Genomic DNA, 25,082 nt, shown 5'->3' on the forward strand with positions numbered 1-25,082 from the left:
GCGGCCTCCGGCCGCCGACGCACGGGAGGAGGCGGAGCCATGACCCCAGGCCGCGGCCGGAACGGGCCGGCCGGCACAGGGCGTACGCCGGTGCTGGTGGCGGGCGAGGGCGAGACGGCGGTGCTGTTCGTCACCGGACGGCGGGTGCGTCCCGCCATGGTGCGGTCCCTGTACGGAGCGTTCCCCGCCTTCCGCGCAGAGTTCGACACCGGGTGCCGGGCGCTCGACGTGCGTTTGCCCCTGCCCCTGGCGGCGGCGGTCTTCGCGCCCGAGCGCGGCGCCGACGCCGGGCTGCTCGACCGTACGGACTTCGGCCGGGCCGCGCTGTTCGCCTACCAGGTGGCGCTGTACCGGACGTGGCAGGACTGGGGAGTGCGTATCGGCGCGGTGGCAGGAGCCGGCCCCGGTGCTCTGGCCGCCGCGCACGTGGTGGGAGACCTGGGCCTGCAGAAGGCCGCGCGGAACATCGTGATGAGCCGCCTCGGCCCCGGACGCGACGACGCGGAGGGCCTGTCGGCGCTGCGCGCTGCGGGCTTCCGGCGGGTGCTGGCCTGCGGGCCGGGCCCGCAGGAGAACGCGGAGACGGCCGGCTCGGTCGGCGAGGTACCAGTGCTGTTGGCCGACATGGCGCGTCTGCAGCTCTCCGGTTCGCGCGTCGACTGGGAGGGGCTGTGGTGGGCCCGCCACCGCGCCGAGGTGCACGCCTTGCTCCGGCGAGTGCTGGAAGCGGCCTGAGAGCGGGGACACCGAATCAGGGGGACGGCCGCTCCCCCGGCCACCTCTGCGGGGGCGGGCCGCACGGACGGTCGGCGGTCAGCCGTCGGGGGGCGTGCCGCGCTCGCGTATCCGCGTGGACGCACGCGCGAGAGAGTCAGGGCCGACCGGACGGCCGGGGCCGACTCGGCGAGCGAGCGAGGGAACGGAGGCGGTGGCCCCGGTCACCGGAGACCTCCCCGCAGCGCGGTACGTCGTCCCCCGCGAGCCCGAGCAGGTCCTCGTGCGCGCGGGACGGGAATGCCGTGGTCATGAGTCACCTCTTGGGCCAGCCGATGTCGTCGTCGGACAGCACGTCCCGGTTCGGCCCCCGTGGTACGCATCCGCTCCTGGGGGCGCGCCGTGCAGGAACCGGATGCTTCATGGGCAACTCCCGGGCGGAAACAGGACAGCGCGCAGGCGCTGTCGACGTAGGGCCCTGGAAATGGTGGCCGGATCTGCTGGAGGACCGCTCGAGGAACGGATGAGAGCCCTGCGTGCGCGGATGCCACCGCCTCCGGAACGACCGAAACCCCCGTAGACGGCCGGTGGCCGACGGGGGCGTATCGGTGGGCGCGGTCCGGTCGCCCGGTGGGCCGACGACGGCTCAGGCGATGCCGGCGGAGGGGCTCTCGGGGGCGGCGGGCCAGCCGATGTCGCTCGCGGCGGTGGCGGTGCTGGGGGGAGCGGGCCAGCCGATGTCGCTCGCGGTGGTGGCGGAGGGGCTCTCGGGGGCGACGGGCCAGCCGATGTCGCTCGCGGTGGCGATGCCGGCCATGGAGAGCACGGTGGCGGCGGCGATCATGGTGGCGGCGATACGCTTCATGGCTGGCTCCTCGGTGTCAATTCCGTCTTCGATGCATGGCAACCTTCTGCCAAAGAGATTGGCAAGAACGTCTCGGGAATTGCTCGGGAACCGGTCGACGCACGCTCGAGAAGGGCGTCGGGGCTCTCCTCCGTCAGGGGGGAAGGTGCCCTGTTGTCGCTGGGGAAACGCGCCTGAACAGGAGGAACGCTCAGTCTTGGCAGCATGAGAAATGGTCTGGCAATACTGGGAAATCTCTGCGGGACGCACCTGGAAAAGCCCTCGCCGCACCCGGCCGGCGGCCCTCGCAGCTAGAGCGCCGCTGGAGTCGGCGTTGGCAACCCGCCCCGAAGGCTGGCAATTTATTGCCAAGCAACCGGAACTGAATTGCCCATTGATCGGGGGCGGAAGTGAACGCGATGCCTCACGGTGACCGTGACCGAAGGGCTCACCTGAATACCGCCGGCCTGGGCCGGATGCCGGTCGCCGCACGCGCGGAACTCACCGAGTGGACGCGGCACGAGGACCTCCACGGTCCGCACGAGGTGGACGAGCACGTCCATCACGTCGTGCGCCGCGCACTGGACGAGCGCCTGGCCGACCTGCTGGGAACGCCGGCCGGCGCCACCGTTCTCTCCACGAGCGCGGCGGACGCGTTCGCCGCCCTGGTCCCTCGACTCCCGCTCGGTCCGGGCGACCGGATCTGGACGACGCCCTACGAGGGCGTCGCCAACCTGACCGTCCTGTCCGCCCTGCGCGACCGCGTCCGTTGCCGGCTGGAGGTCGTACCGCTGCGCCCGGACGGCGACCTGGACCTGGAGTGGATGGCGGCGCACATCGAAGACGACGTCGCCCTGGTGTCGGTGGCACACGTCCCGGCGGGCTGCGGCATCGTCACCCCGGTGGAGGACATCGGCCGCATCCTCGCCCCGTACCGGTGTCTCTACGCCGTCGACGTCGCGTACGCAGTCGGTCAGCTCCCCGTGGACGTGGGACGTATCGGCTGCCAGCTGCTCACCGGGGACGGCTGGCGTTTCCTGCGGGGCCCGGAGTCGGTCGGGTTCGCCTATGCGGCGCCTGAGTTGCTGCAGGCACTGGCCCCGTACGGCGTGGCCCCCCTGGTCCCGCCGGAGGGCGCGCGCGTCGTCGCGCTGAACGCGGCCCTGGCCGAGCCGGGGACGGCCGTTCCTGCCGGCGACCTCGCCGCTGGACTGCTCGCCGCCGTGGACGAGACGCCCGGCGCCGAGCTGATCGCACCCGGACGGGTCCAGTCCGGCATTGTCACCTTCCGGCACGCCGAGGTGCCCGCCGGACTGCTGCGCCGGGAACTCGCCGCCCGCAAAGTCACCGTCGGCAAGACCGTCGCGCAGGAGACCCCGCTGTACCTGCCCGGGCGCGGAGTCACGGCGGCCGTGCGCGTCTCCGTCCACCACGACAACTCGCACGAGGACATCGCCCGGTTGACGGAGGCGCTTGGGGAGGTTCTGAACGGGCGGGGGCGCCGCACCCTGTCGACGGCCGTCCGGGCGGTGCCCGCTCCGGTGTCGACGGGCCTCTGCGCCGTGTCCGCTCCGGCGGCCGAGGATGTCGCGGCTCCGGCGGTACGCCTGCCGCGTCCGCAGCGGCGTACGGCAGGGCGCCGGCACCTGGCGCTGGTGTCTGACCCGGTGCCGGACGGCACGGCCTGAAGCACGGCGGGCGAGAGGCTGGACCGGCGGCCGGGAATGCGCTCGCCGGTGCCGGCACGGCCTTCCGTGACACGCCGGCCCCGCGGTGCCGCCTCCTCCGTCTGCCGAGACGCTCCGGCCGACCGCGCGGGGGGCCGCTCGAGAAGCGCACGAGACATACGTGAGGTCCGCACGAGACCGTGCCAGGGCGCCTGGCAAAACATTGCCCGGCTGTTGCCCCGCGCCCTAGGCTCGTCGCGGCTTCGGACGGCTTGCCACTTCTGCCTCGCGGCCACCACCGCCCGCCCGACCTCAAGGATGGTCACATGCTGCAGCAGCCGGCTTTCGGCCGTCGTCTCCGGAAACTGCGCCAGGCGCGCGGGCTGTCCCAGACCGCGCTGACGGGTGACGGCATGTCCACCGGGTACCTCTCCCGGCTGGAGTCCGGTGCCCGTCAACCCACCGAACGGGCCGTCGCCCACCTCGCCGGACGGCTCGGCCTGGAACCGGCGGACTTCGAGGAACCCGCGGGCGGTTCGCTCGCCCACGCGCTCACCCTGGCCACCTCCACCGGCTCCGACGCGGCGATCGAAACCCTCCGCGAGACCCTCGCCGCCGAGGGGCACGAGACGCCGGTGCTGCGCTGGCAGGCTCTGTGGCACCTGGCCCGGCAGCGGCGCGTCGAGGGCGACCACACCGGCGAACGCGGCTACCTGGAGGAGCTGGTACGGCTCGGCGACCAGGTCGGGCTGACCGCACTGCGGGTGCGCGGGCTGACCCGGTACGCCCGTTGCCTGCGCTCGCTCGGCGAGATCGCCGACGCCCGCGACGCCGCGACGACCGCTCACCGTCTCGCCCAGGAGGACGGCCGCCTGGAGGCGGACGACCGTGCGGCGGTGCTGCTGGCCCTGGTCTCCGTGGAGGCCGAGGCGGGCCGGATACCCGACGCCCGGGCCCACGCGGACGAGCTGGTCGAGTTGGTCGCGGGCCGGTCGGACGCGGTGTGGGCCGAGGCGATGTGGACCGCGGCGGCGGTGCTGGTCCGGCAGGGCGACCACGCCGCCGCGCAGGCTCGTCTGGAGGAGGCGCTGGAGAAGTTCGACAGCGGTGAGGACCTCGTGCTGTGGCTCAGGCTCAGGACCGCGACCGGCCGGCTGCACCTGCAGAAGCGACCCCCGGACCCCGAGGCCGCCGAGCGGTGTGCGGCGGCGGCCGAGTCGGCGCTCGCCTTCGTCGGGACGCCCGGCCTGCGCCAGGAGCTGACCGCGCTCAAGGCCGACCTCGCCTTCCTCACCGCCCGGTACGACGACGCCCGCCTCCTGCTCGGCGAACTCGCCCAGGCACAGTCCATGATGACCTACCGGGACCGGACACGGCTCGACATCCTGCGCCACCAGCTGCGCATCCGCTCCGGTGACCACAGCAGCGTCCAAGGTCTGCGCGCCCTGGCTGAACAGGCCCAGGCCGACGCCAACATCGACCTGGCCGCGGACATCTGGCGCATCCTCGCCGAGTCCCTGGCCGAGTCCGCCGCGAAGTGGGGCCCCGCCGCGTCCGGGCTCTGAATCCCCGGGTGGCGACCGCCCGGCCCCGGCGCACGGTCCGCCGCCGGCGGCCCCCCGGGCGGACTCGGTGTCGGACCCGCGGCCCGGCTCGGCGCCCGCGCGGCGCCGCCTTCCCGTCACCGGACGGCCCTTCTTCCGGGCGTCCCGGCCGGACGCGGCCCGGCGGCGCCGCGAGGCCGCCCGAGCCCTCCCCACGCCGCCGCCCGACGTGCGCGCGACAGCGACCGGGCAACCCCGGCCGGGGTCTCCAGTACGGCTTCGAGGGTGCCCCGGCGCCGGGACACCCGGGCCGCCAGGGGGGCGAGTGGTGGGTCAGGTGGTGGGGTCGGACATGGTGACCGTTGAAGTGAAGACGAGCTCGTCCTCCTGGCGCCCCGTCACCAGCACCTGGTCGCCGAGGGCCGTGCTCGTGCGCGGGAGGCGGAGGGCCTCGATCCGGCAGGGGGCGTCCAGTTCCGCGTACCGGACGAACTCGCTGGTGAAGGCCAGCGGCAGGGCGTGAGGACGGTCCACTGCGGCGAGCGCCGCCTGCCGGGTGGCCTCAAGGAGGAGCATCCCCGGCACATGGTCGACGGGGTGGTCGAAGAGCACGGGGTGGCGGGTGTCCGCGCGCAGCTGCCACACGTCCTGTTCGGCGGTGGCCGACAGGACGACGTCCGTGGGCGAGACCCGGCCGACGGTCTGCGGCGCCGTCGGGGCGGTCAGCGCCAGCGGTGTGCGCTCGCCCGTCAGCCGGCCCGCCCGCAGCCGCCCGTAGACCTTGGGGGAGGTGCAGGTGAAAGCCGCACTTCCGGTGGCGGCACATTCACCGTCGCGGCGGATCACGACGTCGTAGCGGAGGCCGGCGAGAGCGCCGCCGCGCCTCTTGACGTCCCGGCAGGTGACCTCCATGTCCAGTGAGGCGGGCGCCCAGTCGACCGACATGTGGGCGGGGTGGACGGCGACCGACAGGTCCCACATCAGGAAGTGGTGGCCGAGCGGCACGCCGAACTCCGCGTGCGCGAGCAGGGACCCGATCTGGCGAATCGATTCAGCCGCGATCAGTGGGTCGTGGCAGCCGTCGACATGGGCGAAGAAGCTGTGTCCGCGCGGCCACTGCGCCGATACGGTGAAGTGGAGATCGTCCTGGCGCGCCCAGTCCGTGAGCACCACCTCGGCGACGCTGGCGCGGTGTACGAACTCCTTGGGCACGGTGGTCGTCAGGCCCGGATAGCGCAGCAGGGAGCCGGCACCTTTGTGCGCCGTCATGCCGCCCCCGCGGTGTGTCGAGTCGGCTATCGCGTGGTCGCTGCGAAGCGTTGTGGTGAACACGGGATTCCCCCTGGATCGCGTTTGGTTGGCACGTGAGCGAGAGATCGCGAGCAAAGATACATACCACCCGGTTTTATTTCTAGGGCCCCGCCGGACACGAGAGACCGGAATTGGCCTTTCCGGAAATGGGCGGGTCCTCCCTGCCCGCCGCGGCTTTCGTGCCCCGATGCGGGCGCTCTCCGCGTGGTCGCTCGCTCCAGCGGGCGGAGGTCGGCGGGCGCTGTCGCGAGGTCCTCTTCGGGCGCGGCCCCGGTCCGGGCTCCGGTGGGCCTTTCTGGTTCTCGAGTGCTTCCTTAGCAACTTCCTAGCGGGCTGTTCGACGCTGTCCTGAAGTCGAGGGAGGGGTTGGTCGGATGGAGAACACCGAAGCGGTGCTCCGGGTGGAGCGCGGCCGGGCCGACGAGGTGGAACTGGCCGCCGTGGCCGCCGTGCTGCTCGCACGCGCCAGGATCGGCCGGATGACGGCCGAGGCGCCCGCGCCGGCGGGCCTGGGCTGGTGGAGGCCGGTCAACAGCTATACGGCGCCCGGTAGCTGGCGCTGACGTGGCGGAGCTTGCCGCATCGTAAACCGCATGTACGGTTTTGTTATGGCTCTCTGTGGCCCCGGGGCGAGCCCTCCTTCGGACTTGTCCCAGGAAGGGACGGGACTGATATGGCTGGCATGGTGACTGCCCCGGCGCCGACACGGCCGGGGAGCGAGGCGGGCGGACGTGTGGCGGAGCTGAGCGCCCTTCGCGAGCGGGCTCTGCGCGGGCCGGGTGGCGGGGCGACCGAGGCGCAGCACGCGAAGGGCAAGCTGACGGCCAGGGAGCGGATCGGGCTGTTGCTGGACGAGGGATCGTTCCGCGAGGTCGAGCAGTTGCGGCGGCATCGGGCGGCCGGGTTCGGCCTGGAGGCCAAGAGGCCCTACACGGACGGTGTGATCACGGGGTGGGGGACGGTCGAGGGTCGTACGGTCTTCGTCTATGCGCACGATTTCCGGATCTTCGGCGGCGCGCTGGGCGAGGCGCACGCCGCGAAGATCCACAAGATCATGGACATGGCGATCGCGGCGGGCGCGCCGCTGGTGTCGTTGAACGACGGTGCCGGAGCCCGTATCCAGGAGGGTGTCTCGGCGCTGGCCGGGTACGGGGGGATTTTCCAGCGCAACGCGAAGGCGTCGGGAGTGATCCCGCAGATCAGCGTGATGTTGGGGCCATGCGCCGGTGGCGCCGCCTACAGTCCCGCCCTCACCGATTTCGTGTTCATGGTGCGGGACATGTCGCAGATGTTCATCACGGGGCCCGATGTGGTGAAGGCTGTCACGGGTGAAGAGATCACGCAGAACGGTCTGGGGGGTGCGGATGTGCACGCCGGGACCAGCGGTGTGTGTCATTTCGCGTATGACGACGAGGAGACGTGCTTCGCGGAGGTGCGCTACCTGCTGTCGTTGCTGCCGCGGAACAACCGGGAGGACCCGCCTGTGGTGGCGTCGGACGACCCGGCGGACCGGCGGTGCGACGTGCTGCTGGACCTCGTGCCGACGGAGGGGAACCGTCCGTACGACATGGCGAAGGTGATCGAGGAGATCGTCGACGACGGCGAGTACCTCGAGGTCCATGAGCGGTGGGCGCGCAACATCATCTGCGCGCTGGCGCGACTGGACGGCCGGGTGGTGGGGATCGTGGCGAATCAGCCGCAGTCGCTGGCCGGGGTGCTGGACATCGAGGCGAGCGAGAAGGCCGCCCGATTCGTGCAGATGTGCGACGCTTTCAATATTCCGATCGTGACGCTACTGGACGTGCCCGGGTTCCTGCCGGGTGTCGATCAGGAGCACGGCGGGATCATCCGGCACGGGGCGAAGCTGCTGTACGCGTACTGCAACGCGACGGTGCCGAGGATCTCGCTGATCCTGCGCAAAGCATACGGAGGTGCGTACATCGTGATGGACTCGCAGTCCATCGGAGCCGACCTCACATTCGCCTGGCCCACCAACGAGATCGCGGTGATGGGCGCGGAGGGCGCGGCCAACGTGATCTTCCGGCGGCAGATCGCGGGGGCGGATGACCCCGAGGCGATGCGGGCCCGCATGGTCAAGGAGTACAAGGCCGAGCTGATGCACCCCTATTACGCGGCCGAACGGGGCCTGGTCGACGACGTCATCGACCCCGCCGACACCCGCGTCGTCCTCGTCGACTGCCTGACGATGCTGCGCACCAAGCACGCCGACCTGCCGTCCCGCAAGCACGGCAACCCACCGCAGTAGCGTGAAACCGGCCCGACAGAGCAGCGTCGGGAAAACGGGCTCCGCCCTCGCGGGCCGGTGGCATCCGGAGCCAGGAGGCATGATGGCCGAGCGGAGCGAGCGGCTGTGGCCGTGCTCGGCGGTGGCGGCGGCCTGGGCCGGACGGCGAGCTCGGATGCCGGCCGGCCGCAAACGCAGTGCCAGGAAATGCGAGCGCATCGGCCCGCGTGAGCCTGCACACCAGGTCACTGCGGTGAAGGCCTGTCGTCCATGACCGGCTGCCATGGCGGCCGGCGAGGACGGCTTGTCGCGGTAGCGGGGCTGCGGCCCGCGGCCGTTGCCGGACCACGCCGGGGCGGGTGGGCCGGGCGTCGTGCGGGTGGACCGTCACGTTCGAACGAATGGCCACGACACAGCCGATGCCCCGCGGGTTGAGGCCGTCGCGGAAGTCGGCGTTCTGCCCGTAGCCGGCGTCGGCCACCATCACCGGCGGCCCCGGACCCCACCCCGCCAGCTCGTCGAGGGTGGCCAGGGCCGGGCGCCGCTTCTTCCGGCGCCCGGCCTTTGGCGGTGTCCCGGCCTTCTGCCGCCGCACGGCATCGTCCGACCACTCCTCACGCACGAACAACCGCCACTGCAGCGGACAGGAGGCGGTGTCGGGGACCGCGTGCACGCTCACCGCGACCTGGCAGTTGGCCTGTGCGCCCAGTGCACCGCAGTACTGATGGGCGACCGCCACCGGCATCCGGCCGTCCTTGGGAAGGACACGTCATCGACCGCCGGGCATCCGGGCCGCTCTGCGGCACCATCCGCTCCGCGATCCGCCGCCGCACAGGCACCGGATCCCACGTCGGCTGGGTCACGAACCGCCGCAGGTTCTGCTCGTTGCCGCCCGGCAGCCGTTCCGTCATCGACTGGATCGACTTCCGCCGTCCGTCCGGCAACAGCCACGCAGACGGCAGGTGCCCTTCGCCCGCTGATCCTTGCGCGTCGCAGACGAGGACACGCCAGCCACGAACAACGCCAACGTCGCCCGAGCACCGTTCACTTCCTGTGCGTCCACACCCTCGGCATGCCCCCGAGCAGGACCCCGAGACAGACCTGACGGAGCCCTGCTATCGGATGTAGCGGCCGTCCAGGTACTTCTTGGCCAGGTCAAGGTAGCGGGCGTCCTCGGAGTTGCGGATCAGCTCGAAGAAGAACATCTCCCGCGTGATCAGGTGCACCCCGAGCCGGCGCAGCCGGTCCAGACCCAGCTCGTGGTCCGCCTGGTTGCGGGCGGAGACGGTGTCGGCCAGCACGAACACCGTCTTGCCCTGCTCCAGCAGGCTGAGCGCCGACTGGAGGACGACCACGTGGGTCTCCGCACCGGCCAGCACGTACTGGTCCCGGTCGGAGGCCGCCACGTAGTCGGCGATGGGCTGCTCGCGCAGCAGGTCGAAATGCTCCTTCTCCAGCCGGGTCGCGCCCTCGGCCGCCTCGTGCAGCGACAGGGAGAGACCGCCCAGCTTCTTGTGCTCGGTGAGCAGCACCGGGAGCTCGAACTCCCGCGCCACCTCCGCCGTCCAGCAGGTGTTGTGCAGTAGTTGGGTGCCCTCCAGCAGCAGTGGGACGAGCTCCAGCTGCATGTCGAAGAGGACGACCGAGGCCTTGTCTGCGCTTACCAGCATGTTCCGCAACCGATCCGTTTCGTGAGGAGTGGTGGAGTGGTGAGGCGATGGAGAGGTGAGGTGATGGAGTGGTGGACTGGGGTATCCGGTGTCCGGTGTGCCGTAAGGCGTCGCGCGTCAGTCGCGCTCGGCCCAGAACTCCGTCAGCGACCTGTTGAAGTCCCGCGCAGCGGTGAGCGGCAGGTAGTGCCCGTGGTCCGCGAACTCGCTCACCCGCGCCCCGGGGACCTTGGCGTACTGCGCGACCGCTTCCTCGTCGAGGACGCAGTCGCCCAGGCCGCGGACCACTAGGCAGTTCGTGGTGATGTCCGGGAGCCGGTCGACGACGTCGAAGTCCGTCAGCGCCGCGTAGTAGCAGCGCAGGATGTCCATCGAAGCGCTCGCGCCGAACCTCTCGGCCAGGTTGCCACCTGCGCCGAACACCGTTTCCAGCAGGCCCCCCTGCACGCGCAGTTCCTCACGCAGGTCGAGGGTCCGATCGAAGGCGTCCTCGCCGTAGCGGGGCGCGCAGCTGACGAGGGTCAGCGAGGCGACGCGCTCCGGGTGTCGCAGGGCGGACAGGGTCGAGACGCAGCCGCCCAGGGACCAGCCGACGAGGTCCGCCGGGCCGCCCGCGGTGTCCCGCAGGAAGTCGGCCACCTCGTCCGCGAGCGCCTCGAAGGAGAAGCGCTCCTCGTCGAACGGGGTCTGCGAGTGCCCCGGATACGTGGGGACGTGGATCTCGCGTCCTTCCCTGAGCAGCGCCGGGATCTGCTGGGTCCATGCCCGCTGGTCACAGTTGAGTGGCGGGAGCAGCAAGGTGGGCCGCCCCGTGTCGCCGTACTGGGTCCACTGGAGCAGCGGTGCGGCTCGGTGGGTCGGGCGGGCCCGCTGGGCCGGGTCCGCCGCCGCGTCACCGGGCGTCCCCGCTTCCTTCTCCGGCCCGGCCGGAGTGCCGCCGATGGCGGTGGCGAGCTCAGCCACGGTCTCGTGGCGGAAGAGGTCGTGCGCCTTGATGGGGCTTCCGGCCTTCTGGTACGGGCTCAGCAGTTGGACGGCCGAGAGCGAGTCCAGGCCGAGCGTGACGATTCTGGTGCCGGGCACGACCTCGCCCGATCCCTCATCGAAGCCCAGCAGGTCCGACAGTCGGGCGCACAGTTGGTCGACAAGGCCGTCGTCCACGGGTTCCGCCCCCCTTTCCGGTTCGGGTGCGGGTTCTGGGGCGGGTTCGGGTGCCGGGGCGTCATCGAGGACCCAGTGCCGCCGCTTCTCGAAGGGGTAGGCGGGCAACGTGATCCGTGCCAGGTCGGCCGGTGCGTCCAGCCTCCGGCGGAGGGCGGAGGTGTCCTGCGCCCTCCACAGGGCGACGAGGTCGCGCTGAGTGGCCTCACAGCGGTCGGTGTCCTCGGCACCGGGCGCCTGGCTGCCCTGTCCGGGGCGCGCCAACACGTCGAGCGAGGTGAGGAGTTCGTCCCGGGTGCGGGCCACCACCACCTGCTCGTGCGGGTGGCGCGGTCGGTGCAGCAGCAGCTGGGAGAGGTCCCAGAGCCGGCCCTCGGGCAGCTCGGCGACCAGTGCCCGGGTGCGGCCGGCCAGCGTCGTGAGGCTCCCGTGCGACACGGCCGACAGGCAGAAGGGGAGCGCCCGCGCGGGGCCGCGGTCCGCCGCGTCCTCGCCCGTCGGCCCGCTGGGCAGCTTGCGCAGGACCACGTGCCCGTTTGAGCCGGTGAAGCCGAAGGCGCTGATGGCGCACAGCGGCTTGTCCCGCGGCCACGGCAGCGGTTCCCGGTTGATCTTGAACGGTGCGACGTCGAGGTACGAGACCGCGTCGCCGGTGGCGGCCACCGGCGGGATCGTCTCGTGGTGGAAGGCGAGCAGCGCCTTGACGACGCTCGCGAGCCCGGAGGCCACCAGGGTGTGCCCGATGAGGGGTTTAACGGCGCCCAGGTGGCAGCCTTCACCGCCGGCCTCGCGGAAGGCGGAGCGCAGGCCCTCCAGCTCGATGGGGTCGCCCAGCGGCGTCCCGGTGCCGTGCGTCTCCAGATAGGCGATCCGCGAGGTGTCGATCCGCTCGCGCTCGTAGAGCCCGGCGATCAGCCGGGACTGCGGCTGCGAGCCCGGCGCCATCAGGCCGTTGGTGGTGCCGTTGTGGTTGGTGCCGGTCGCCTGGACCGCGCCGTAGATCCGCAGCCCCCGGGCGCGGGCCTCGTCGTACCGCATGACGACGAGCGAGGCCGCTCCCTCGGCCGGGACGAATCCGTCGGCGGCGTCGGTGAAGGGCAGCGACGCGCCCTCGGGGGAGCTCATCCGGGAGCGCTGTGCGAAGCGCAGCACCTCGGGGGTGCTGAAGACCGATACGGCTCCGACGACCGCGGCACGGCACTGCCCGGCCCGGATGTTGAGCACCGCCTCGTGCAGCGCCGCCAGCGACGAGGAGCACGCGCTGTCCAGCGTGATCGACGGGCCGGTGATGTCGTAGAAGTAGGAGATGCGGCCCGACAGCGTCGAGGGCGCGTTGCCCAGGAAGCTGTGGGTTCCATGGACGAGGTCGCCGCGTCGCGCCATCAGCGAGCGGTAGTCGCCGGGCAGCCCGGCCACGAACACGCCGCAGTCCAGGTCACGCAGGTCCGAGGACGCCAGATAGCTGTCGTCGACGGCGTGCTGCACCGACTGCAGCAGGATCCGCTGCTGCGGGTCCATGCACTGCGCCTCGTTCGGCGAGATCCTGAAGAACCGCGCGTCGAAGTCCTGGTGCCCGTCCAGGAAAGCGCCGACGAAGGCGGCGCCGTCCTCCTCACCCGCCCAGCGCCCGGTGGTGCCCACGGCGCTGCGGCCGAGCCGCAGGCGTTCCCAGTACTCCTCCAGGCCGTCGCTGCCGGCGAACCGGCAGGACATGCCGACCACCACCGGGGTCTCGTCCTCAAGCAGCTCGTCCATGCCCACCCTCGATTCCGTGGCGCGCCGTTGCCGTTCCGTTGCCGGTCACTCGAACCAGAACCGGTTCTGTTCGAACGCGTAGCCGGGCAGGTGCAGCCGGCCGAACTGCCCGTCGTCGAACATCGTTTCCCATGTGAATTCCTCCCCCGCCACATAGCGGTCCCTCAGGTCCTCAAGCACCGCGCGATGGCCGGGGTCCGTCGCCGCCGGCAGCGTCACCGGGTGCGTGGTCAGCCGCTGGGGCCTGCTCTTGGCCACCTCGTCGGGGCGCGCCTCTCCGAGTCGCCGGCGCAGCTGCGCGATGTCGGCCACCACCCAGGCCATGCGGTACTCGAAGTGGTCACGGCCCGTCGTCAGGGTGTGGGCGACGTCCGCGAGGTCCGCGTGCTCGCCCTCGGGTCCTTGCAGCCACTCCAGCAGGCCGTCCCGCATCCTCGTGAGCGAGGCGCGGGAGCGGGCGCTGAGTGTGACGATCCAGTGCGGCCGCGACACCCTTCGGGCAGGCGGCGCGGCGGGCGCCTCGGCGAGGACCACGTGCGCGTTGGACCCGCCGAAACCGAAGGAGCTGACGCCGGCCACCAGCGGTGTGCTCCGCTCCCACGCCTCGTTCTCCAGCAGCAGCCGGAAGGGCGAACCGTCGAGCTCGATCAGCGGGTTGTGCTCCTTGAAGTTGATGTTCGCGGGCAGCCGCCGGTGGCGCAGGCACAGCAGCAGCTTGAGCAGCCCGGCCATGCCCGCGGCCGGCTCCAGGTGGCCCACGTTGGTCTTCACCGCGCCGAGTGTGATGCTGCCCGGTTCACGGTCGGGGGCCAGCCCCTCGAACGCGGTCCGCAGCGCGCTGATCTCGATCGGGTCGCCCAGGTGGGTGCCGGTGCCGTGCGCCTCGATGTGGGAGACACGGGCGGCGAGGTCCGGTGTGTAGACCCTGTTCAGCAGGGCGACCTGCGCCTGGGGGTTGGGGGCGGTCAGCGAGTTGGAGCGGCCGTCGTGGTTCTCGGCCACCGCCTCGATGACCGCGAGCACGGTGTCGCCGTCGCGCCGCGCGTCGTCGAGGCGCTTGACCACCACACATCCCACGCCCTCGGCCCGTACGTAGCCGTTGGCGTCCTTGTCGAAGGTGGCGCAGCGGAAGTCCGGCGAGAGGACGCCGAGTTTGCTCGCCGCGTCGGTGGCGGCCGGGTCGACGAGCACACTGACGGCACCCACGAGAGCGACGTCGCACTCCCTCGCAGCGAGGGAGAGCACGCCCCGGTTCAGCGCCACCAGACCGCTGGAGCAGGCGGTGTCGACCGTCTGGCTCGGGCCGGTGAAATCGAGCAGATGGGAGACGCGGTTGGCGAGCATGGCGTGCGCGTTGCCCGTGACGGTGTAGGGGTGGTCACGGTCCTCGCTGTGCTGCAGTGCCGTCTGGTACTCGCTGAACTGCACGCCGGCGAAGACGCCCACGTCGCGCAGCGTCCCGGGCGCGTACCCGGCGTCGAGCAGGGCGTTGTAGGCGCTCTGGAGGAAGATCCGGTGCTGGGGGTCCATCAGCGTCGCCTCGCGGGCGGAGATCCCGAAGAAGGAGTGGTCGAACGCGTCGAAGGCGTCGATGGTGCCCGCGAAGTACCGCTTGCCGGGGTCCTTCCAGCGGTCGACCGGGCGGATGGCGCTGCCGTTCTCGACGAGCAGCTGCCAGAAGTCCGCCAGGTCCGCGCCGCCCGGCATGATGCCGTTCATGCCGACCACGGCGTACTTGCCCCGTCCGGTGCCCGGCGTCTCGGCGGGGGCGGGCGCCGGCCGCGGCACGGTGGCCCGCTGCTCCTGGACCGGTGTGCTCCGGTCCCTCAGATAGGCGCTCAGCGAGGCGATGTTGCTGTATTTGAAGAGGGCGTTGGGCGGGGTCTCCACACCGAACTGCGGGCCCAGCTCCTGGGCAAGGCGCTGGAGCATCACCGAGTCGTAGCTGAGATCGCCCCACGTACGGTCGACGGGGATGTCCTCCGGTCGCAGGCCGGTCTGTCGGTGCACCAGCTCCACGAGCCGCTCGCCGATCTCCTCCAGCGCCACGCCGGGGTCGCCCGTGGCTGGGCTCTGCACGGCCGGTGCGGCGGCGGGCAGCAACCGCTGCCGCATCCGCTCCGTGTCGCCGACGCACGGCACGACCTGGTGGCAGGTGGCCGGCAGGCCGTTGAGCAGGTCGAGGAAGAGCTCCGCGCCGCGCCGCGAGGAGAGCGGCTCCATCCCGAACTGGTCACGCAGGAAGGTGGCGAGTGCCTGGTACTGCTCACGCCGCTCGTCCTCGGCGTCCAGCCACAGCGGCCAGTTGACCGACAGGCTCAGTCCGCTGCGCTTGCCGGCCGCCACGCGCCGGGCGCGCTCGGCCGCGAACTCGTCGAGGAAGCGGTTGGCGGCGATGTAGTCGCTCTGCCCGGCGTTGCCCATGACGCTGGAGATGGAGGAGAAGACGCAGAAGAAGTCCAGGTTCAGCCCGGCGGTGTACCGGTCCAGGTTCAGCGTGCCCCGTACCTTCGGGGCGAGCACCGCCTCCGCGTCCTTCGCGGACTTGTTCTGCACCAGGGCGTCCTTGACGACGCCCGCGGAGTGGATGACGCCGTCGAGGCCGCCGAAGCGTTCGCGGATCGTCTCGATCAGTTCCCGGGTCCGGGCCGAGGAGACGATGTCCGCCTGCTCGTAGTGGAGTCCGGGCCGCGAATCGATCCACCGGCGCTGCGAGTCGTCCGGCGCGGAGCGGCCGACAGCGATCACCGTGGCGTCGTGCCGCTCGGTCAGGAGCTCGGCGACGGCCCGGCCGACCTTGCCCAGGCCCCCCGTCAGAAGGTACGTCCCCTTCGTGCGCAGCCGGGTGCCGTCAGCCAGGCCGAGGTCCGTCAGCTCGCGTGTCTGGCGCGCCCCCTCCGACCACCGGACCTCGGTGAGCGGCAGGCGGGCGGCACGCAACTCGTCGAGCAGCGGCCCCCAGCCGTCCGCGAGCGCGTCCCCGGAGCGTCGCACCTGGACGGTGCGGATGTGCGGGTTCTCCTCCGCGAGGCCGTGCAGGAACCCGGCCCTGGCCCGTACCTCGGCCGGGTCGTCCTCGTGCGTCACGCCGAGGACAGTGGACGGGGTGCGGCATCTCTGCAGAGCCCTGGCGAAGGACAGTTCCGCCTCCACCGGAACCTCGCGCCTCAGGTCCACCCAGTACAGGTGGTCCAAGCCCAGTTCACCGGCGAGGTGCTCCAGTTCGTCGCCGGGGGACACCTGGATCAGCCGGGTCCCCGCGGGTGGGTCGGGGAGCCGGTGCTCCCGGCCGCGATCGGTGAGGACGAGGACACAGGGCACCGGCTCCCGCGCGGGGCCGTCCGCCGGTCGCGGGCGCCATACGGGGGTGAGCAGCAGTGCGCCGGCGTCGGCGGCCGGGGTGCGGGAGGCCGGTGCGGTGAGTTCCGCGCGGGAGGTCCGGTTCGTGTGGTCGAGCGTGTCGGCCACGTGCCGCTCGTCGGCGAAGGGGTAGAGCGGGGCGTCCACCAGCATCCGGACCGGGAACAGCGCCGCGAAGTCGGGGTTCTCGCCGTCGAGGTACGCCGCTGCCGCCTGAGCCCAGGGGGCGTCGGCCGGCGGGGCCGCGGACTGGGGCGCGTCCGTGCTGCGGAGCACGGCGGCCAACTCCCGCACGCTCGCGGCCCAGTAGCCGCGCCGGACCCGGTGGTGCTGGCGGGCGCAGCACAGGGTGTAGCTCAGCCCGTACAGATACGACGCCGTGTCGGGCGCGTCCTCCAGCGCCCCGAGCAGGTCGTCCGCGCGTCGCCGTACGGCGGCCTCGTCCCGCCCGGAGAGCGGGATGAAGTAGCACGGGAACGCGGGGGCCGGGCGGACGGGGTCCGGTGCCACGAACTCCTGGATGATCGCGTGCCCGTTGGAACCGCCGGCGCCGAACGCGCTCAGTCCGGCGAAGCGGGTGGGCTCGGGGCCCTTGGTCCAGGGCAGTGCCTTCTTGACCAGGGTGAAGCGCGAGTCGTCGAGGTGCAGGTCGGGGTTCTCGATGGCGCAGTGGAGGGTGGGTGCCAGGGTCCGGTGGGTGAGCTGCTTGACGACCTTGACGAGCCCGGCCATGGCCGCGGCGGACTCCAGGTGCCCGATGTTGCTCTTCACCGAGCCCAGGTGGGCGCGTCCGTGCTCGGGCCCACCGTAAGCCCGGCGCAGCGCGCGCACCTCGATCGGGTCGCCGAGCCGGGTGCCCGTGCCGTGCGCCTCGACGTAGGTCACCGCGGACGGTTCGATGTCCGCCTGGGCCAGGGCGGAGGCGATCACGCGGTGCTGGGCGCGTTCGGACGGCACGGTGAAGCCGGCCGTGCGGCCTCCGGCGTTCACGGCCGTCGCCCGGATGACGGCGTGCACCCGGTCGCCGTCGCGCACCGCGTCGGACAGCTGCTTGAGGACCACGGCGACGGTGCCCTCACCGGGGACATAGCCGTCCGCCTCCACTCCGAAGGCCTGGCAGTGGCCGGTGGGGCTGAGGAACTTGCCCTCAGCCAGCAGACGGTACTTGCCGGGGTGCGTCATGAGGTTCACGCCGCCGGCCACGGCCAGCGCGCAGTCCCCGGCACGGATGCTGCGGACGGCCAGGTGCAGGGCGGTGAGCCCGCCGGAGCACATGGTGTCCAGGGCGATGCTGGGGCCGTGCAGGTCGAAGGCGTAGGAGACCCGGTTGGCCAGGGCCGCGAACGAGCTGCCGATCACTCGGTCGGGAGCGGTGAGGTCCTGGTAGTGGCCGAACATGGCGGCGACGAAGACACCCACGTCGTCGGTCGGTCGGGCGAAGTGCCCCGAATCCTCCAGGGCGTGGTAGACGGACTGCAGGAAGCGGCGCTCCTGCGGGTCCATGTACCGCGCCTCCAGGGGCGCGATGTTGAAGAAGACGGGGTCGAAGTCCAGGGCCCGGTCGAGGAATCCGCCGTGGCGGCCGTAGGAGGTGCCGGGTTCGTCCGGCGAGAAGGAGTGGTTCTCGCGCCAGTCCCAGCGGTCGCCGGGTATGACGCGGACCGCGTCGTCGCCCCTGAGCAGTGCCTGCCAGAACGCCTCGGTGTCGGCGCCGCCGGGGAACTCCCCCGCCATCCCGATGATGGCGATGTCGTCGCCGCGATAGGCGTCCGCCGGGGGAACGGTCCCGGTCTCGGGCTCGGCGGCCGGGCGGGCGGGCTCCCCCTGCGTCGAGGCGGGTCGGGGCGAGGGGGGGACGGCCGGGGCCGGGGCGGGCTCCGGGGCCGGCGGCTCCTCCCGGGCGACGAGGCTTTCCAACTCGGTGCGGAAGTTCTCGGCGAGGTACGCCCCGAGCGTCGCAACCGTCGGGTATTCGAAGAGGACCGCGCGGCTCAGCCGGGACGATCCGGTCATGCCCAGGCGGGTCTCGATGTCCCTGCTGATGCGGATGCTGCCGACGCTGTCCAGCCCCTGGTCCAGCAGGTTGTCGTCGTCGCGCAGGTGCCGCAGGCCGCTGTGCCGGACGACGAGGTCCCGCAGCCACCTGACGGTACGGGCGGGCAGGTCCACGGCGGCGATGCCCGCGTCGGCGCCCTGCGCGGCGGCCCTCGGGACGACAGCGGGTCCGGCGGTGGGCGCGGCCTCGGGGCGAGGGCCGGAGTGGAGGCTCGTCTCCCCCTCGTAGACGGCCGGCTGACGCGTCCCGGTGGCGAGGGCCGACAGCAGTGCGTCGCAGGCCCGTTCGGGGGACATCGCCCGCAGCCCCGAGCCGTCGTCCGGCATCTGCATGCCGTCGGTGTCCCACAGGCCCCAGTTGACGCTGTACCAGTCGGGCCGGTTCGCGGTCAGCCGGTCGAGGAACGCGTTGGCCGCTCCGTAGGCCGTTTGGCCGACGTTTCCGGTGACGCTCGTCAGCGAGCTGAAGTGCACCACCGTACCGGGACGGTGCGGACCGGTCAGCGCCGCCAGGTTGAGGGCGGTGGCCACCTTCGGCCGCAGGACGTTCTCCAGGCGGTCGGGCGTCAGGTTGTACAGCAGGCAGTCGTCCAGCACTCCGGCGAGATTGAACACCGTCTTGATCGGCCCGAACCGGGCGTGAAGGTATCGCAGCGCGCCGTCCAGGGCCTCGGGCTCGTGGGCCGGGGCACTGAGATAGCTGCGCACACCCGCTTCCTTCAAAGCCTCCTGCGCCTGCGGGCCCGGAGTGCCGCGGCCCAGGACGAACACCTCGGCGCCGCAGTGCCGGCTCAGATACCGGCACAGATGGCGACCGATGCCGCCGGAACCGCCGATGACCACGACGCGGTCACCGACGCCGAACACCGCATGCGGCCGCACGGGTTCCAGTGCCGTCGGCGTGTACTCGACGAGCCCGATCCGGTCGCCGTCGGCCCGCAGCCGGGCCCCCGGGCGGCGGGCACCGGCCGCGATCCACGCGCCCAGCCGCTGTGCGGTGACGGCACCGTCGTACTCGACCGCCGTGTGGACGAGCGGGCATTCCAGCGCGGCCGTCCGGGCCATGCCGTCGAGCAGCGCGGGCAGCGTGTCGGCCGCTCGGGAGAGCGTGACGAGGTGGACGCGGCGTCCCGACGCGCGTGCGGCCTGCAGCAGCGCGAGCCCGGCGCGGGCGAACCGCACCGCCGGGCCGTACTCGGGTGTGCCGCCGGCCGGCCCGTCGCCCCACGCCACCACCAGGGTAGTGGCATGGGCGGCGTGCCGTCGCAGTTCCTGCCCGATCCGGTCCTCGCCCTGGGTGGCGGGGTCGGCGTACCAGCACTCGGCGCCGAGGGAACGGGCCGCCGCCGCGATGTCCTCCCGGTCGGTGACCACCACAGTGGTGCCGGCCGGCTCACCGGGTACGTCCGGGGCAGCGAGATCCGTGTACCGAGGGGCTAGCGATTCCATGGGTCATCCCCGTGAGAGAGAGTCAGGTCCGAACAGGAGGGCGGTCGTCGGCTCATACACCCATGAATTCCTTGATGCCGCGGAACTGGCCGAGAGCCGGAGCGTCGTCCGGGTAGGGGAACGAGACACCCAGACGGTCGGCGATCACCATGCCGGAGACGATCGCTCCCTCGTGCCCGGTGACGCTGGTGTCGGTGCCGCAGAACCAGAGGTTGTTGCGCCCCTGGATACGGCTCAGCTGCTTCTTGCGGCCCACGTCCGCCGGACGGAGCTGGGGCAGCTTCCACTTGCGCCGGACGATGACCTTCTCGGCGTCGACCTCCTCCTGCGGGTCGAAGGTGATCAGGATGGGCGACTCGACGTCGCGGTAGGGGTGGAGCACGTTGCAGTTGCGGGTGAGACTGCCCAAGTGCTCCTCCGCGCGGGCGAGTGTGAAGTCGTCCGGCATCCGGAACTGGCAGTAGGCGTCACGGCCCACCGTGCTGAGCCAGCTCTCGTCCTGGTGCAGAACGCTCTCGACCGGTACGTACGCGAAGTCGCCGAGCAGCTCCCGGTACTGCGGGTCGGACGTGCGCAGCAGTGACAGCGTCACGTCCGCGTGCGTGGCGAACACGACCTGGTCGAACCGGTGCTCCTGCCCGCCGGCCACCACCGTCACGCCCGAGTCCGTCGGGGTGACGGACTCGACGGGCGTGTTCAGCCGGATGCGCTCGCCCAGCTCGCCCTCGATCCTGGCCAGGTAGCTGTGGATGCCGCCCTGCGCCTTGCGCCAGTAGCCGGGGGCGAAGAAGGAGAGCAGGTTCATGCTGAACGACAGCGCGACGTACATGAGGTTGTAGTCGAGCGACGGCGCGTGGCAGCCCGAGTAGATGCTCAGGATGGGGTTCATCGCCTGGTACTTGAAGCTCTTGGAGTACCCGTTCTTGTCCAGGTACTCGCCGATGCTCATGGTCTTGTACGAGTCGTCGCCCGAGGTGGGAAGCTGGTTCATCTCCAGGTGGAACCGGTCGAACTCCTCGTGCAGCTCCTCGCGCAGCGAGCCGAGGAAGTCGAGGTTGTTCCACGTCCGCCCGTCACCGGGGAAGTCCACGTGCACCGAGGACGGGGCGACGTAGGTGCCGATGCCGAAGTCGGTCAGTATCCGGAACAGGTTGGGCGAGAGCTTCTCGTTGAAGTGCTCCACGCCCATGTCCACGTGGAGCGTGCCCCGCTCCGTCTCGACCGGGTGGCTGTACGCGTGCCCGCCCAGGTACTCGCCCGCCTCGAAGAGCGTCACGTCGTACTTCTGGGACAACTGCCAGGCCGCGACGGCGCCTGAGCCGCCGCCACCGATCACGGCGACCCTGCTGTTTGCTGATTCCACGGTCATCACTTCCTGGGATCGGCCTGCGGCGCGGATTCGTCGCCGAGGATCTGTGCGCTCAATTTGGTCAGCACCGTGCCGGGACCGATCTCCTTGAAGGTCCTGTGCCCCGCACGGGCCAGATAGGTCGCGGTCTGCCACCACCGCACCGGCTTCACCAGCTGGAAGACCATCTCCTCCAACAGGTGTTGGGCACCCAGTGTCCGGCCGCTCGTCGTGGAGACGACGGTCCTGGTGGGCGGCGCGAACTCCCGATCACGCAGGAACAGGGCGAACGCGCGCCGAGCCTGCTCCATGTGCCGGGAGTGGAAGGCCCCGCTGACCGGCAGCCACACACAGCGGTGGCCGATCTCTTCGAGGCGTGGCACCAGCTCCTCCAGGCACGGCTTCGCCGCGCTGAGGACGACCTGGTCCGGGCTGTTGTAGTTGGCCACGTCCACGTCGAAGACCTCCAGTCGGACGAGGTCTTCGTCGATGGCGTGCGCCTGCGGTCCCAGGACCGCGACCATCGCTCCGCCCCGCGCCTCCTGCATGAGGGCGCCGCGCTTCGAGACGATCTCGAGCCCCTCGAAGAGGTCGAAGACGCCGGCCGCGAACAGCGCCGGGTACAGCCCCAAGCTGTGCCCCGTCACGCACCGCACCGGCGCGTCCCCGTGCTGCTCGGTGTGGGCCAGGTACATCAGACAGCTGACGAAGTAGATCGCCTGCTGGGTGTACGAGGTCTCGTTGAGCAGCCCGCGGGGGTCCTCCAGGCACAGCTCGCGCAAGGAGTGGCCGACGAGGTCGTCGGCCCTCTCGCACAGCTGGGGATAGGCGTCGAACACGTCCCTGCCCATGCCCAGGCGCTGCGAGCCCTGCCCGGGAAACATCAGCACATCGCCGGCCATCGTCGCCCCCCGTCAGTTCAGCTCGAAGACGGTGAATGGCGCGGCGGCGGGTGCGGGGGCCGGGGCCTCCCGCACCGCCGGGGCGCTGCCCTCGACGGCCATGGACACCACTTCCTCCAGGGCCACCAGGACGTCACCGTGCTCGTCGGTGAAGAAGAAGTCGTACGTACGGGCCCGCCGGGAGCCGCCGGGCCTGGCCACGCAGTGGCAGTACACCGCCTCGTCCCGCGGGGCCCGGACCACGGTGAACCGTCCCAGGTGGTAGGGGACGAACACCGGTCCGCCCGGTTCCTCTTCGGCGGCCATCAGGATGGACAGCTGCATCCCGCAGTCGAGCAGCGCGGGGGACAGGCCGTAGCCCCAGTCGCGGTCCACGTGGAGGAAGGCACGTGCCGCGCCGGGCCCTGCCTCGGCCCAGCGCACGCCGCGCAGCGGTTCGCCGTAGTCGTAGCCGAGCCGTCGAAAGGTGTCGTAGATCTCCCGCCTGTGGTGCCTGCGGGCACCGGCCGGCGGGACGGGCGGGCTGCCGACCGCGGCCGGTGCCGTCACCTCGGCCGTGCAGTGCACGACGCCGGTGGCCCGGTCGACGAGGGACAGCTCGGTGCCGCGCTCCCGGACCTCGACGGCGTCGGGATCGGTGATCGGCTTCTGCCACAGCACGCTCCCGAGGGCACGGCCCTCGGCCCGCTCGGCGAGGACCGCGAGCGCCCAGGCCCCGGGGGCCATGGTCACGCCGTCGACGCGGTGGGCGGACACCAGCGAGTCCAGGGAGTGGAAGTCGGATTCCTCGGATTCGATCCAGTGGCGGTGACGCAAGAACGGATAGGCGGGCAGCTCGACGGGGCTGGTCCTCGGGTAGTAGCTCTCCCAGTCCGGGGATCCGCCGGACTCGTACAGGGCCGCGATGTCCTGGGCGGTGCGGGCGGACAGCTCCTCCACCGCGCCCGCCGTCGTGATCCGGGGGCCGGAGCGCCGGGCCAAGTCCTGTTCGAGTCCGCGCAGGAGTTCGTCCTGGTCACGGCAGACGATCGCCACGCGGTGCGCGAAGCTGTCGCGGCGGCACGCGAGCGTGTGGGCCAGCGCGTCCATGTCGACCCGGCGCCCGCGCAGCCACTGGGCCAGCTCGTCCATGGCCAGCTGCAGTCCGGTGCCGGTGTGGTGGGAGAGCGGGATGACGTAGCTGTCGCGCCGTGGCGGGCCGGCGGGCGCCGTCTGCTCGGGCACCCCGCGCAGCACCACGTGGGCGTTGGCGCCGCCCGCGCCGAAGGAACTGACGGCGGACACCAGGGGAAGGCCCGCGGGCCACCGCTCGCGCCGGGTGCTGAGCTTGAACGGGGTGTCCTCGAAGTCCAGGTGCGGATTGGTGCGCTCCGTGTGCAGTGAGGGCACCAGATAGCCGTGGCGCATCTGGAGCACCGCCTTGAGCAGGCCGCTCAGGCCGGCCGCGGACTCCAGGTGGCCGATGTTGGACTTCACCGAGCCGAGCCGGACCCGCTGGGTACCGGCCGCGGCGTACGCCTTGGTCAGGGCCCGCAGTTCGATGGGGTCGCCCAGGGCCGTGCCGGTGCCGTGGGCCTCGACGTAGCCCACGTCCTCGGGGGCGGTGCCGGCCGCCGCGAGGGCCTTGGTGACGAGGCCGTACTGGGCCTCGGGGTTCGGCGCGGTGTACCCGTTGGCCCGGCCGCCGGCGTTGACCGCGGAGCCGCTGATGAACGCGTAGACGCGGTCGCCGTCGTGCAGGGCGTCCTCGGCGGGCCTGAGCACCAGGCTGATGACGCCCTCGCCGTCCACGAAGCCGTCGGCGCCCGCCCCGAACGGCCGGCACTGCCCGGTGCGCGACAGCATCTCCAGGCCGCACAGGAGCTGGTACTGGCGCGGGTGCGTGATGAGGTTGACGCCGTTGACAACAGCGCGGTCGCACTCACCCGTGCGCAGGGACTGGCAGGCGAGGTGCAGCGCGGTCAGGGACGCCGAGCAGGCGGTGTCGACGGCCATGCTGGGGCCGTGCCAGTCGAAGTGGTACGAGGCGCGGTTGGCCATCGACCAGAACGTAGAGGTGGGCGGCTCAGCCCCGGGTTCGGTGGGTGTGTGCCAGGCGTATCCGCCGTTCATGACGCCGACGAACACGCCCGTGTCGCTGCCGGCGAGCTGGGCGCGGCTGTGTCCGGAGTCCAGGATCGCCAGATAGGTCTGCTCCAGGACGAGGCGCTCCTGGGGGTCCATGCGCGCCGCATCGCGGGGCGTGATGCTGAAGAAGGTGTGGTCGAACGCGTCGATGTCGTCGACGAAGGCGCCGCGTTCGGTGTACGAGACGGGGTCGGGGTCCTCCGCGATGCGCGCGCTGAAGCGCTCCGGCGGCACGGTGGACGTGCAGTCCAGGCCCTCGAACAGGTTGTCCCAGAACTCCTGGGCGTTGGCGGCCCCCGGCAGCCGTGCGGAGACGCCGACGACGGCTATGTCGTCGGGGCGGGGCACGAACCCGTCGGTGGGCGGGGAGATTCGCTCGGCCCGCTCGGTGCGGTGCTTCTGCGGCCGCGCCTCGGGTACTTCGGCGGTCGGTGCGGTCGGTGCGGTCGGTGCGGCCGAGGCGGACTCGGTGGACTCGGTGGACTCGGTGGACTCGGCGGCCGGGGTGACGGGGGCGGAAAAGGCCTCCGTCACCGTGTCGGCGTGCTCGGTGACCAAGAACTCCACCAGCCGTGCCACGGTCGGGTACTCGAACCACACCGTCGCGGGCACATACCCCACCCGTTCGCGCAACGGCCGCAGCAGCTCCATGGAGATCAGCGAATCGATTCCCATGTCCCGGAACGGACGGTCCAGCTCCACCTCCGCCACATCCAGCCGCATCGTCTCCGCGATCACCTCGCGGACGAACAGCTCCACCTGTCCCCGCACATCAGGTGCCCCAGCGGATTCGGCGGCCGAGGCGGACTCGGTGGACTCGGTGGATTGGGTGGTCTCGGCGGCCGGGGTGACGGGGGCGGAAAAGGCCTCCGTCACCGTGTCGGCGTGCTCGGTGACCAAGAACTCCACCAGCCGTGCCACGGTCGGGTA

At 71.7% G+C, this 25,082-nt stretch carries 13 protein-coding genes and 1 pseudogene; 5 read left to right on the forward strand and 9 right to left on the reverse strand.

The genetic code is table 11. The features are described 5' to 3' along the window. Positions 1-39: 39 nt before the first annotated feature. Entirely contained in the window at positions 40-735 is a 696-nt protein-coding gene (locus tag ACFW47_RS31980; RefSeq protein ID WP_386307877.1) for an acyltransferase domain-containing protein, read from the forward strand. Positions 736-1,360: 625 nt separating this feature from the next. Here ACFW47_RS31980 and ACFW47_RS31985 read toward each other — a convergent pair. Continuing rightward, on the reverse strand, positions 1,361-1,579 hold the full coding sequence (locus ACFW47_RS31985) for a hypothetical protein (RefSeq protein ID WP_386288002.1): 219 nt from the start codon (positions 1,577-1,579) through the stop codon (positions 1,361-1,363). A 455-nt stretch (positions 1,580-2,034) separates the two neighbouring features. Here ACFW47_RS31985 and ACFW47_RS31990 point away from each other — a divergent pair, with 455 nt between their 5' ends. Next, positions 2,035-3,246 carry an aminotransferase class V-fold PLP-dependent enzyme gene (locus ACFW47_RS31990; RefSeq protein WP_386288000.1) on the forward strand — a complete coding sequence of 404 codons (1,212 nt, stop codon included), beginning with the start codon at positions 2,035-2,037 and terminating at the stop codon, positions 3,244-3,246. Positions 3,247-3,551: 305 nt separating this feature from the next. Beyond that, entirely contained in the window at positions 3,552-4,790 is a 1,239-nt protein-coding gene (locus ACFW47_RS31995; RefSeq protein ID WP_386307879.1) for a helix-turn-helix domain-containing protein, read from the forward strand. 312 nt (positions 4,791-5,102) lie between these two features. Here ACFW47_RS31995 and ACFW47_RS32000 read toward each other — a convergent pair whose 3' ends face one another. Then, positions 5,103-6,038, reverse strand: coding sequence for a ScbA/BarX family gamma-butyrolactone biosynthesis protein (locus ACFW47_RS32000; RefSeq protein ID WP_386287998.1), 936 nt, complete (start codon positions 6,036-6,038; stop codon positions 5,103-5,105). 416 nt (positions 6,039-6,454) lie between these two features. On the opposite strand from ACFW47_RS32000, the gene ACFW47_RS32005 reads away from it, so the two are divergent. Further along, positions 6,455-6,643 (forward strand): acyl-CoA carboxylase epsilon subunit, encoded by a 189-nt coding sequence (locus ACFW47_RS32005; protein WP_386307881.1) that lies wholly within the window; start codon positions 6,455-6,457, stop codon positions 6,641-6,643. A gap of 119 nt (positions 6,644-6,762) precedes the next feature. After that, positions 6,763-8,346 (forward strand): acyl-CoA carboxylase subunit beta, encoded by a 1,584-nt coding sequence (locus ACFW47_RS32010; RefSeq protein WP_386307883.1) that lies wholly within the window; start codon positions 6,763-6,765, stop codon positions 8,344-8,346. Positions 8,347-8,457: 111 nt separating this feature from the next. Here ACFW47_RS32010 and ACFW47_RS32015 read toward each other — a convergent pair. The 7 genes and pseudogenes from ACFW47_RS32015 to ACFW47_RS32045 form a co-directional block, all read right to left on the reverse strand. Then, a pseudogene (locus tag ACFW47_RS32015) lies at positions 8,458-9,388 on the reverse strand (IS701 family transposase); the annotation flags it as partial. Between the two features lie 52 nt (positions 9,389-9,440). Further along, positions 9,441-9,995 carry a hydrolase gene (locus ACFW47_RS32020; RefSeq protein WP_386287990.1) on the reverse strand — a complete coding sequence of 185 codons (555 nt, stop codon included), beginning with the start codon at positions 9,993-9,995 and terminating at the stop codon, positions 9,441-9,443. Between the two features lie 117 nt (positions 9,996-10,112). Beyond that, the gene (locus ACFW47_RS32025) at positions 10,113-12,911 is read right to left on the reverse strand and encodes an alpha/beta fold hydrolase (protein ID WP_386307885.1); all 2,799 of its coding nucleotides are present in this window, start codon (positions 12,909-12,911) and stop codon (positions 10,113-10,115) included. 45 nt (positions 12,912-12,956) lie between these two features. Then, a complete protein-coding gene (locus ACFW47_RS32030) occupies positions 12,957-19,775 on the reverse strand; it encodes an SDR family NAD(P)-dependent oxidoreductase (RefSeq protein ID WP_386307887.1) in 6,819 nt (2,272 codons plus the stop codon). 52 nt (positions 19,776-19,827) lie between these two features. After that, positions 19,828-21,138 (reverse strand): FAD-dependent oxidoreductase, encoded by a 1,311-nt coding sequence (locus ACFW47_RS32035; RefSeq protein ID WP_386307888.1) that lies wholly within the window; start codon positions 21,136-21,138, stop codon positions 19,828-19,830. A gap of 5 nt (positions 21,139-21,143) precedes the next feature. Then, positions 21,144-22,025, reverse strand: coding sequence for an ACP S-malonyltransferase (locus ACFW47_RS32040; protein WP_386287982.1), 882 nt, complete (start codon positions 22,023-22,025; stop codon positions 21,144-21,146). A 12-nt stretch (positions 22,026-22,037) separates the two neighbouring features. Continuing rightward, on the reverse strand, positions 22,038-25,082 hold a 3,045-nt coding region (locus tag ACFW47_RS32045; RefSeq protein ID WP_386307890.1), incomplete at its 5' end, for a beta-ketoacyl synthase N-terminal-like domain-containing protein.

This window comes from Streptomyces sp. NPDC058796 (assembly GCF_042745235.1).
In the GTDB taxonomy this organism is placed as follows: Bacteria; Actinomycetota; Actinomycetes; order Streptomycetales; family Streptomycetaceae; genus Streptomyces.